This is a genomic window from Streptomyces nanshensis, from assembly GCF_001751255.1.
In the GTDB taxonomy this organism is placed as follows: domain Bacteria; phylum Actinomycetota; class Actinomycetes; order Streptomycetales; family Streptomycetaceae; genus Streptomyces; species Streptomyces nanshensis_A.
In genome coordinates, this window is record NZ_LJGW01000401.1 from 1 (window position 1) to 10,967 (window position 10,967).

Annotated in this window: 9 protein-coding genes; 3 read left to right on the top strand and 6 right to left on the bottom strand. The window is 73.4% G+C overall.

Annotated elements, in window-relative coordinates; genetic code table 11:
* From AN218_RS25070 to AN218_RS25085, 4 genes are all read right to left on the bottom strand, one after another.
* Positions 1-391, bottom strand: a 391-nt coding sequence (locus tag AN218_RS25070) for an NAD(P)-binding protein (RefSeq protein WP_171908786.1), incomplete at its 3' end; no start/stop codon positions are given.
* Positions 392-781: 390 nt separating this feature from the next.
* Positions 782-1,387, bottom strand: a complete 606-nt coding sequence (locus AN218_RS25075) for a TetR/AcrR family transcriptional regulator (RefSeq protein WP_107421567.1) — start codon at positions 1,385-1,387, stop codon at positions 782-784.
* Positions 1,384-3,465, bottom strand: a complete 2,082-nt coding sequence (locus tag AN218_RS25080) for a YhgE/Pip family protein (RefSeq protein ID WP_070019199.1) — start codon at positions 3,463-3,465, stop codon at positions 1,384-1,386. Before AN218_RS25080 ends, AN218_RS25075 begins: the two co-directional genes overlap by 4 nt.
* Positions 3,437-4,375 carry an ATP-binding cassette domain-containing protein gene (locus AN218_RS25085; RefSeq protein ID WP_420856011.1) on the bottom strand — a complete coding sequence of 313 codons (939 nt, stop codon included), beginning with the start codon at positions 4,373-4,375 and terminating at the stop codon, positions 3,437-3,439. The genes AN218_RS25080 and AN218_RS25085 overlap by 29 nt, the downstream gene beginning before the upstream one ends.
* Positions 4,376-4,607: 232 nt before the next feature.
* Here AN218_RS25085 and AN218_RS25090 point away from each other — a divergent pair, with 232 nt between their 5' ends.
* From AN218_RS25090 to AN218_RS25100, 3 genes are all read left to right on the top strand, one after another.
* The gene (locus AN218_RS25090; protein WP_244900686.1) at positions 4,608-5,204 is read left to right on the top strand and encodes an SAV_6107 family HEPN domain-containing protein; all 597 of its coding nucleotides are present in this window, start codon (positions 4,608-4,610) and stop codon (positions 5,202-5,204) included.
* 119 nt (positions 5,205-5,323) lie between these two features.
* On the top strand, positions 5,324-6,085 hold the full coding sequence (locus tag AN218_RS25095; RefSeq protein ID WP_070019200.1) for a methyltransferase: 762 nt from the start codon (positions 5,324-5,326) through the stop codon (positions 6,083-6,085).
* Between the two features lie 308 nt (positions 6,086-6,393).
* Entirely contained in the window at positions 6,394-6,816 is a 423-nt protein-coding gene (locus tag AN218_RS25100; protein ID WP_070019201.1) for a DUF3040 domain-containing protein, read from the top strand.
* A gap of 227 nt (positions 6,817-7,043) precedes the next feature.
* On the opposite strand, the gene AN218_RS25105 is transcribed toward AN218_RS25100, so the two are convergent.
* Both AN218_RS25105 and AN218_RS25110 read right to left on the bottom strand, forming a co-directional pair.
* A complete protein-coding gene (locus AN218_RS25105) occupies positions 7,044-9,452 on the bottom strand; it encodes a transglutaminase TgpA family protein (RefSeq protein ID WP_070019202.1) in 2,409 nt (802 codons plus the stop codon).
* On the bottom strand, positions 9,449-10,967 hold a 1,519-nt coding region (locus AN218_RS25110; protein WP_420856012.1), incomplete at its 5' end, for a DUF58 domain-containing protein. The genes AN218_RS25110 and AN218_RS25105, both read right to left, overlap by 4 nt.

Genomic DNA, 10,967 nt, shown 5'->3' on the forward strand with positions numbered 1-10,967 from the left:
CGCGGGCGAGCATGTCCGTCCAGCGCTCGCCCGCGCCCGCACCGAGCGCGGCGTCGAGCGCCGCGAGCGTCCCGGCGCGGGACCCGGAGGGCAGCGAGACGGCCGTGCCGTCGGCGAAGACGTGCCGGACCGCGGGATCGAGCCGTACCAGCTCCACGCACTCCTCCAGCGGCCGCCTGCCGGTCTTGACGAACAAGTCCCGGTAGACGGCGGGCAGATGGAGCAGACCCGGGCCGGTGTCGAAGCGGAAGCCGTCGCGCTCGTACGCCCGTACCCCGCCGCCGTAGGTCCCGGTGCGCTCGTACACCGTCACCCGGTGGCCCGCGACGGCGAGCCGCGCGGCCGCCGCCATCGCGCCCAGCCCGGCGCCGATCACCGCAATACGTGCCATGACGAGGGACTTTAGCCGCAGCCCGTACGGCGCTGTGCGCCGGGATGTGCGCCGGGATACGGACCGGGATACGGACCGGGCGCCGGCCCGGCGGCGGTTCACGGACCCGGACTCCGCGCCCTGAGCGATCCCGCCCGGGCGCGAGCGCGCAGTGCTGAGTAGGGCTACCTAGCCCGCGGGTTGAGTAGCACAGCGGATGGGCGAGGACCCCCGGTCACGGCAGAGTGATCCGCGTGGCAAGGGAGCACCGCTCCGGCACCGCCGACACGGGGCGGCGGAACGGAGCGGCTCCCTTGCAAGGGGGACGCGGGGGCACGGGGCCCCGCGTCCGTACGGGGGACGGGGGATACGGGGGAAGGCGTGCGCAGCCCCGCGACCGGTGGTCATCGGCTACCGGGGCTGCGCACACCCCCCGACGCGTCCCTGGAGCAGCAGCGACAGCGCGCCGTGCACATCGTCCAGGGAGCGCTCCGGCTGGAACGCCTTCCAGTCCAGCGCCGCCACCAGCACCATGCCGACGAGGGCGGCGGCGGTCAGCGACACATCGATGTCGCCGCTGAGTTCGCCCTCGTCCATACCCGCACGCAGCTCCTGCTCGACCACGGCGACCGCCTCCTTGCGGACCACCAACAGGGTCGAGTTCCAGGCCCTGTTGGTACGCCACAGCTCCGCGACGTACAGCCGTGTGAAGGCCGGATAGCGGTCGATGAAGACGAGCCCGGCGCGGACCATGGCGTCCAGGGCGTCGACGTGCCCGCCGCCCGCCTCGGCCGTGGCGTCCGCGGCCGCGCGCAGATCCGCCGTCAGCAACTCCACGCCGTGGCGCAGCAGTTCCTCGAACAGCTCGCTCTTGCTGGCGAAGTTGTAGTAGACGGTGCCCTTGGCGACCCCGGCCTGCTCGGCGATCTCGTCCACCGTCGTCGCGGAGAAGCCCTGGTCGGCGATGAGGGTCACCGCCGCCTGGAACAGCTTCTCGCGGGTGGGGACGCGGCTCACAGCGCGATCTCCGGGTGCAGCCGGTCCACCGTCCACACCTGTCTGCGGCGCGCGGTGACCGCCGTCAGCGCGAGCGCCCCCGCGGTGAACGCGAGCAGCACCAGGCACGCCCGCCACACCGGCCACAGCTCCCCGCCGGTGATGAGGTGCCGCAGCCCCTCCACGACGTAACTCATGGGCAGGAACGGGTGGATGGCGTTGAAGAACCCGGGCGAGGTCTGGATCGGATACGTACCGCCCGCCGAGGTGAGCTGCAGCATCAGCATCGCCAGCACCAGGACGCGTCCCGCCGGCCCGAACCGCGCACCGAGGAACTGCACGATCGACGTAAAGCACAGCGTCGTCAGCAGCAGGAAGCCGACCGCGCCCGCGCCCCTGGCGAACTCCAGCCCCAGCCCCCAGTGCAGGACGCTCAGCAGCGCGCCCGTCTGCAGCGCCCCTATCGCCGCGACCGGCAGCCATCCCGCGAAGGTGATGCGTGCGGCGGGCGCACCCGCGGCCAGTGCGCGTCTGTTGAGCGGCTGGAGCAGCATGTACGCGATCATCGCACCGACCCAGAGCGCGAGCGGGATGAAGTACGGGGCGAACCCGGTGCCGTAGTTGGACGCGGAGTGCGCGCTGCCGGAGTCCAGGCCCACGGGGTCGGCCATCACGGCCGTACGGTCCTCGCGCTCCTGCTTGCCGTAGTCGGGGATCTTCTTCACTCCGTCGTGCAGTCCGCCGGAGAGCTTCGAGGATCCGTCGGCGAGCTTGTACATGCCGCCGTCGAGGGCCCCGGCGCCCTTGCCGAGCTTGTCCATGCCCGCGTCGAGCGTCGCCGCGCCGCTCTCGGCGCTCGCCAGGCCGGAGTTGAGACGTCCCGCACCGTCGTGGACCTTGTGCGCGCCCGCGTTGAGCGCGTGGATCCGGGCGACGGCCGTGTCGAGGTCGGAGCCCAGATGCGGGGCACGGTCGGCGAGCGCGTCGGCGTGGCGGCGCAGTTCGTCGAGGCTCTTGCCGAGCCGGTGGAGGCCGCCCTGCTGCTTGATGACGTCGTTGACGTCTGCGGCGACGTCGGCGGCGGTCTCCGCGGCGTTCACGGCCTTCTTCAACTGCGGGCAGGAGGTGTCCAGTTCGATCGGTCCCTCGCAGCGCGCCTCGTAGACGGCACGGAGCGCGTCGGCGGCCTTGCGGGAGTCGGCCTCGGCCTTGCGCGCCGCCGCCGGCAGTTCGCCGAGGTTCTCCTTGAGCGTCTTGCTCGTACGGGCGACGTCGCGGGCGGCGGTGCCGATCTCGTCCTGGTGCTCGTCGAGGAACGGGCCCAGCTTGCCGGCGACCTTGTCCACCTTGTCGGTCAGCTTCTGCGTACCGTCCGCGACCTGCTTCGAGCCCTTCGTCAACTTGCCCGCGCCGGCGTGCAGTCGGGAGGTTCCGCTCTTGAGCCGGCCGCTGCCGTCCCCGGCCTCGTCCACGCCGTCCTTCAGCTCGCCGGTGCCCTTCTTGGCGCGGCCGATGCCGTCGCCGAGGCGGTCCGCGCCGTGCGCGGCGTCGGCGGTGCGGTCGTGGAGGGTGGAGAAGGAGACGAAGATCCGGTCGTAGAAGCCGCGTGACGCCTTGCGGGAGGCGGCGGCCCGTACCTCGGAGAAGACCGTGCGGGAGATCTGCCCGACGATGTAGTTGTTGGCGTCGTTCGTGCGCACCTTCAGCGCGCCCGCCCGCGGATCGTCGCCCGAACTGGAGGCGATGCTCCCGCTGAAGTCGGAGGGCACGGTCAGCGACAGGTAATAGCGGCCGTCCTCCACGCCCTTGCGGGCGTCGGCGGCGTCGGTCTCGTGCCAGTCGAAGGTGTCGCTGCCGCGCAGCCCCTCGACGACGGAGTCCCCGGCGTCGATCCGCTTCCCGTCCGCGTGCGCCCCCTGGTCCTCGTTGACGAGGGCGACGGGCACCTTGTCCAGCCGCTCGTACGGGTCCCAGAACGACCACAGGTACAGGGCGCCGTACAGCAGCGGCAGCAGCAGCATCGCCGCCATCGCCGCGCGCGGCAGCCGTCCCCTCCCGAACCGCCTGAGCTCAAGCGCGGCCAGCTTCGGCGAGCGCATCCGCCGTCTCCTTCCCGGTCGTTGCCTTCGCCGTCTGCTGCCGTACGGGCCGTGGCGAGGCCCCCGTCCGTACGCGCACCGCGTCCCCCGGCGCCTCGCTGCACACAGCCAGCACCGTGACGCCCGAGGAGGCGAGGGAGCGCAACAGCGACCAGACCTGGTCGCGTTCGGCCTCCGAGAGCTTGAAGTCCACGTCGTCGACGGCGAGCAGACGCGGTGCGCCGATGAGCGCGAGCGCGACGGACAGCCGCAGCGCCTCCAGCCGCTCCAGGTCCCGTACGCGCGTACGGGGGCCCTTCGGCAGCGCCTCCACGTCGAGCCCGGCGGCCTCCAGCGCGGCCGAGGTACGGGCGCGCGAGGCGGCGGCCCGCTCCGCCCGCGGACGCAGCAGCGAGCGCAGGGAGGCGTCGAACCGCCGCTGGAGCAGCGCCCGTTCGCGTATGTGCTCGGCGACGGACAGCGCCGGTTCGAGGTCGGTGACGCCCGGTACGGCGGCCAGGGCGCTGAGGCGCCGCACGGCAGCGAGCTGCTTGGGCAGCCGCAGCCCGTCCACGGTGGCCCGGCCCGCGGTCGCCTTCATCCGCCCCGTGAGGGCGAGCAGCAGACAGGTACGGCCGGAGCCGGACGGGCCCTCCAGCGCGACGAGCGAGCCGGGCGGCGCGTCGAAGCCGATGCCGGAGAAGACCTTGCCGTGCGGGCCGTCGAGGCCCAACTCCTCGGCGTGGACGCGGACTCCGGCGGTGCGCTCGGCGTCGGCGAGGTCGGTGGGGACTTTGGTCGCGGCCTCGGTACGGGTCTGGGCCTCGGCTTCGGCCTGGCTTTCGGCAGGGGCCTCGGCCTGGGCCTGGGCCTCGGCGGGGACCTCCGCGGGGGCCGTGCCGTCGTGGGAGCCGTGGGACGCGTCGTCCACGGGGCCTCCCTTCCACATTTGAACTGACTGGTCAGTTCAAATGATGCCGCACGGTTCCCGGACCGCGGACGGCGGCCCCCCTCTCCCGTCGCCGAACCGCCTGCGGTGACGGACCATCACCACCGCCGCGGGGTGTTTGCGCAGGTCGGAACGGATTGTCAGTGGTGTGCCCCACGATGGGTGCACAGGCCGGTTCTTTCGGAAGTCGGACGACGACAGGAGGTTGGTTCCCGTGCAGCGACCCTCTCGGGGAACGCCCCCGCACTCCCCGCCGGCGAGCGATGTCCATCCCGTGCTGCGCCGTGCCGCCGCCCCGCCCGCCGCGCTCGACCTGCTCGCACAGGCACAGCACGGTCTGGACGAGGCCGTGGCCATGGAGACGGCCAACGACCGTTATGCGGCGGCCCACTTGGCGGCGCTGCGCACGGCCGCCGCCGTCCTCGCGGTGCGCGGCCGCCCCGAGACCAGCGAGCGCCGCAGGCGTGCCATACGCAGCGCCTGGGAGGTGCTGCCCGAGGCCGCACCCGAACTGGCCGAGTGGAGCGTCCTGTTCGCGGCGGGCGCACGGAAGCGTGCCCGCGCCGAGGCGGGCATACAAGGTGCGGCGACATGGCGGGAGGCGGACGACCTCGTACGCGACACGGAGGTCTTCCTGCGGCTCGTCGAACGGATGCTGGTCTCCCAGCCCGCGCTGCCGCAGCCCCGCGTCGCCCCCGTCGACGACGGTTCCGCGCCCGCCCGTTCGGCCGCTGTGCGCTCCGCGCCGTCCACGCCCCGCCTCCGCCCGCCGGCAGCACGCCAGGACCGGCGGCGCCCCCGCGCGGGATGACACCGGTGACGCGGCGCGGGCCGCCGCCAGCAAGTGCCGCCCTCACCGGGGGAAACACCGCGGGAGCGAAGGCAATAGGGTGGTTGCCTGCACGCCCCTGAGCCGCCGAGGAGCACCTCATGTCCCGCCCCAGCGCATCCCGTCGTACAGCCGTGGTCTGGGAGGTCCTGCGGGGCGCGCTCGACCAGCGGGTCAAGTCCGGCGGCACGGACGTGCTCGACGTCCTCGACACCGGCGGCGGCACCGGCAACTTCGCCGTGCCCGTCGCCGAACTGGGCCACCGCGTCACCGTCGTCGACCCGAGCCCCAACGCCCTCTTCGGGCTCGAACGCCGCGCCGCCGAGGCCGGGGTGGAGGACAGGGTCCGCGGAGTACAGGGCGATGCGCACGGCCTCTTCGACGTGGTGGAGCGCGGCGGCTACGACGTGGTCCTCTGCCACGGCGTCCTGGAGTACGTGGACGATCCGGCCGCCGCGCTCGGCAACGTCGTCGCCGCGCTGCGTCCCGGCACCGGCACGCTGAGCCTCCTCGCCGCCGGGCTGGGCGGCGCCGTGTTCGGACGGGCACTCGCCGGGCACTTCACGGAGGCCCGGCGTGCGCTCACCGGCCCGGACGGCCGCTGGGGCGGGAGCGATCCGATGCCTCGCCGCTTCACTCCCGAGCGGTTGACGGAGCTGGTCGACGCCACGGGTCTGAACGTCACGGCCGTGCACGGCGTCCGCGTCTTCGCGGACCTGATCCCCGGCGCCCTCGTCGAAACGGAACCGGACGCCGAGCGGGCCCTGGTGGAGCTGGAGAGCGCCGCTTCCGAACTGCCCGCGTTCCAGGCGGTCGCGAGTCAGCTGCATGTCCTGGCCGAGGCGCGGTACCACGGCGGGTGAACGGGCCGCCGGGCAGGCCCCGGACGGTGCGCCCGGGGCGGCTTCGGAGGCGGTGACCCGTGAGTACAACAGTGGTCCGTACCTCACCCGATCGGCTGTTGACCGCCGTATCATCGAGGCACACCGTTCGGCATGGCGGAAAGGCGGTGCGGGAATGCACGGAGTGAACGGTCCCGCGCCGATACCCGTCGTCTCGGCCTTGGTGGGAGGTATTGGCGCAGAGGGGCGGGTTTCACGGGGGCGATTCCCTGCCTATTCTTGGATGGTCGCACCCGGTCGCCCCCGCGACCGACGAGTAGGAGGACTCCGTGCCGCTCTCTGAGCACGAGCAGCGCATGCTCGAGCAGATGGAGCGAGCGCTGTACGCCGAAGATCCAAAGTTCGCGACAGCGCTCGAGGGAAGTGAGCTGCGCAGGTACACCCGCAAGCGGGTCTACCAATCCGTCGCAGGCTTTCTGGTGGGCATCGCCCTGCTCATGGCCGGAATGGTCGCGCAGCAGATCTGGGTCAGCGTCGTGGGGTTCCTCGTCATGCTGGGGTGCGCCGTCCTCGCGGTCACCGGCTGGCGCAAGGCCCCCAAGAACGGCGAGCAGCAGCAGGGCCAGCAAGGCGCCCGCCAGAGCGGAAGCGGAAGCGGCTCGGCGCCCACGCGCCGCCAGCCACGCTCGCGCCGGTCGATGATGAACCGCATCGAGGAGCGGTGGCAGCGCCGCCGCGACGAGGGCCGCTGACCGCGAGCGTCAACTGCCCGTAGCGGCAGTGGTTCTCAGGGCACGGAGAGCAACCGGCACGAGCGCTTGGCGGCGTCCTCCTACCGACGGCTGTGGGGCTGTCCTCCCGTACGGAACGGGGAGGGGCAGCCCCACAGCCGTGTCCGCGGCCGTCGTGTCCGACCCGTCCCCGGCCGTGACCGTGGCCGTGGCCGGGAAGCGGACCGGTGGCTCGGGCCGCCTCCCCGCTACTTCGCGGCGAAGCGGACCCGCAGGGCTCCCAGCCACCGGTCGCGGAGCGCCGTCGCCCGCCCCAGCACCGTCCACACCACCCGGACGGATGAGGGCGGCAGCAGCAGTGCGCGTAGCCGCAGACCGCGGGGCGCCGCCCTGCGCAGGGCCTCGCGTACGGTCCGTACGTCCGCGCCCGTACCCGTGCCGGGCTGGGGCCGCGGCGCGTACAGCGCCTGCTCCACCTCCAGGGCCACCCGGAACGCAGCCTCCGCGCCCTCCGGGTCCAGGTCGCCGATCCGCACGATGCGTTCCACGGCCTTGCGCGGCGTAGCTGACTCGTCGGGCACCACGCCGTAGTCCCAGCCCGTGTCGACCAGCTCACGCCAGGCGTCCAGCACCGCCTCCTCGGAGACCGTCCCGGACGCGGAGCGCCGGCCGCCCATGCCCAGGCGTGCGGCCCGTACCCGCAGGCGCCACAGCATCGGCAGCGCCAGCAGGCCCAGCGCCAGCAGCGCCGCGGCCACAGTCGCCGCGAACGCGCCGGCCGTCGAGCCGCCGTCGCCGTTGCCGCCGTCCGACGGCGGTGCCGCCTGGCCGCACTCCGGGTCGAGACGCTTCGCCTCCGCGTCGCAGCCGTCGGACGTGGACGGCTCGGGCGTCGGCTCGGCGCTCTGTCCCCGGTCGGGAAGCTGCTCCGCCGGGCTGTCCTCGTTCGGGTCGGGGGTGTCCGGCTGTGTGTACGGGGGCGGGGTGCCCCGCGTAGGCGTCGGCTCGAACCGCGTCCAGCCGACGCCCTCGAAGTACAGCTCGGGCCAGGCGTGCGCGTCCTTGAGACCCACGTTCATCCGGCCGTTCGCCGCGGCCGTGCCGGGGGTGAAGCCGACCGCGACCCGGGCCGGGATGCCGAGGGTGCGTGCCATGGCCGCCATCGAGAAGGCGAAGTGGACGCAGAAACCCTCCTTCTGCTCAAGGAAGTTGACGATGGCGGCGGAGCCACTCCCGGCACGTACGCGGGTGTCGTAGGTGAAGCCGCCGTCGGAGGCGAACCAGTTCTGCAGGCGCACCGCGCGCTCATAGTCGTTGGAGGCGCCCCGCGTCACCGAACGTGCCCTGCGCTCCACCACCGACGGCAGCGACTCGGGCACCTTCGTGTACTCCTCGGCGATCGCGTCCGCCGGCTTGGGCGACTCGCGGAGCTGACGTGCCGTCGGCTGCACGAGCAGGCTCTCCACCTGGTAGCGCGCGCCCCGCGTGGTCTGGCCCCGGTCGCCCACGAGCGTGCGCCCCTCGGGCTCGAACCGCCAACGTCCCTCCAGGCGCACGCGGTTGGCCGGATACGGCATCGGCAGCCAGTTCTGTGCGTACCAGCTCGCGGCGACGACGTTGCTGCGGATCTTCTCCGTACGCACGCCCGGCGCGAGCCCCGGCGGTGCGGGCAGCGGATCGGGGACGGCGTCTATCCGGCGCTCGGAGGGCTTCCAGGAGGCGCCGTCGAACTTGTCGAGCGCGACGATCCGCAGATACATCTCTTGCGTGCTGCGGGTGTTGGTGCTGTAGGTCAGCGCGGTGCGGTCCTCGGACTGGTTGAGGCTGTCCTGCAGCGCCACCAGCGGGTTCACCGCGGAGACCGTGCCGCCGTTCTGGCCGACTCCGCCGCGTCCGCCGCGTGCCGCGTCCAGCAGCCCGCTGCCCAGCGACGGCATCAGCGCGGGCACGATCAGCGCGAGCCCCAGCGTCAACGCACCGATGCGCCGCCCCGTCCGTACGGGTGCCGTCGCGGGACCCTCCACGCTGCCCGGTTCGTACGCGGCGGAGCCCGGCCGTCCGCGGTCGGTGAAGACACGGCCCCACTGCGAGAGCCGCTCGCGTCCTTCGGCGAGCAGCAGGAGCAGATAGCCCCCGGCGGCGCACAGGAACCACGGCCAGCCCGCGCCGTCCCGCGCGAGGCCCGCCGCCACCGAGTACAGCGCCAGCAGCGGCAGTCCGGCGGGCGCCGCGCTGCGGAAGGTGACCGCCAGCGCGTCGACCAGCAGGCCGATCACGAGGACGCCGCCGATCAGCATCAGCCCTATGCCGTCGGTCACCGGAGCCGGTATGGCGTACCGCCCCACGTCGTGTCCGCCCTGGGCGAGCAGCCGGCCGAACTCCGCGAAGGCGGAAGGCCCCGGAAGCAGTCCGGCGACCGCCTCGTCCCGTACGAAGAAGAACGTCAGCAGCAGCAGCGACACCAGAGCCTGGAGGGCGGGGGTCACCGGCCGTGGCAGCGGCACCCGGCGCGCCAGCGCGCCCACCGTCGTCTGCACCGCGAGCAGCAGCGCGGCCTGCAGAAGCCAGGTGGCCGGTTCCACCAGGGGCAGCAGCGCGAGCGCCGAGGCCAGTGTGGCCACCGCGCCGCACACGGCGAGCCGTCCGCGTCCGCTCATGGATCCGTCCCCCTCACGACCAGCTCGTCCGCCTCCTGCCACAGCGTCTCCAGGGACAGGCCGGGGCCGCCGCGCAACGCCGTCCAGCCCGCTTCACGCAGGACGCGGAGCGACTCGTCGGTCCCGGCGCCGTCGCCGGCCGTGGCGGCCGAAGAGGCCCAAGCCTGCTGCCAGTTGGCCGACGGGTCCGCCGCTCCGGCCGCCCCTCCGGCCGTCGATCCGGCCGTCGCTGCGCCCGTGGTACCGGCCGCCGCCGCGCCCGCGGTGCCGTCCGTGCAGCAGAAGGCCACCGCCCGGTTCGTACGCTGCCGCATCCGGCTCACGGTGACCGCCTGCGCCTCGTCGAGGTCGCCGAGGAAGGCGACGAGCAGCCCCTCCTGACCGGCGGCCGCACCGCGCAGCATGTCGTAGGCGTACGCCATGTCCTGCTGTTCGGAGTGCCCGAGCAGGGCGAGGGTGTCCAGCAGCAGACCGGCGGTGTCCGAGGAGTCCCCGGCGAAGCCGACGCCCTCGGGGCCCGGCACCATCGTGCCGGTGTCCGTCAGCAGCCGTACGCCGTAACCGCGCTCCAGCAGATGGATGCAGACGGAGGCGGCGGCCGAGACGGCCCACTCGAAGGCGGAGTCCGGTCCCGAACCGCCGTACGCACGGCGGCGGGTGTCCAGCAGCACCGTGCCGCGCGCCTTCTGCGGCTGCTCCTCGCGGCGCACCATCAGCTCGCCGTACCGGGCGGTGGAGCGCCAGTGCACGCGGCGCAGATCGTCGCCGTGCCGGTAGCCGCGCGGAATCACGTCGTCCTCGCCGGCGAGCGCGAGCGAGCGGTGCCGCCCGTCGCCGTAGCCGGTGGCGTCGCCGGTGAGCCGTACGGGCGGCAGCGGCACGGTGCGCGGAACCACCATGAGGGTGTCGAACGTGCTGAAGGAGCGCGTCAGTTCGCACATGCCGAACGGGTCGCTCAGCCGGAGCTGCAACGGGCCCATCGGATAGCTGCCGCGCATGTCGGAGCGCACCCGGTAGGACACCTCGCGCTGTCCGCCCGGCTCGACCCGGTCCAGGACGAAGCGGGGACGCGGGCCGAGTACGTACGGCACCCGGTCCTCCAGCATCAGCAGACCCGTCGGCAGCCGCGAGACGTTGTCGACCCGCAGATGCACCCGCGCCTCCGAACGGACCGTCACCCGGGCCGGAGTGAGCCTGCGTGAGCCCGCGACCCGGTAGCGCGTGCGGTACAGCACGAGGACGCAGACCAGCGGCAGCGCCGCCAGCAGCATCCCCACGCGCAGCAGATCGGTCTGCCCCAGGACGTACGCGCAGACGCCCGCGGCCATGCCCGCCGCGAGGAAGGAGCGGCCGCGGGTGGTGAGACCGCCGAGCGCCGTGCGCAGCTTGCCGCGCTTCTTCGCCTTCGCGCCGGAGGCGTCGGCTCCCGTGGCTCCCGCGGCTGTTCCGGCGCCGGGTGCGCCGCCCGCGCCGACGGCAGGACCCTCATCGGGGGCCTGACCGCTGCCGCCGGTG

Coding starts and splice junctions, on each gene's coding strand:
- AN218_RS25080 (WP_070019199.1), bottom strand. CDS start 3,465: ATGCGCTCGCCGAAGCTGGCCGCGCTTGAGCTCAGGCGGTTCGGGAGG.
- AN218_RS25095 (WP_070019200.1), top strand. CDS start 5,324: ATGTCCCGCCCCAGCGCATCCCGTCGTACAGCCGTGGTCTGGGAGGTC.
- AN218_RS25105 (WP_070019202.1), bottom strand. CDS start 9,452: ATGAGCGGACGCGGACGGCTCGCCGTGTGCGGCGCGGTGGCCACACTG.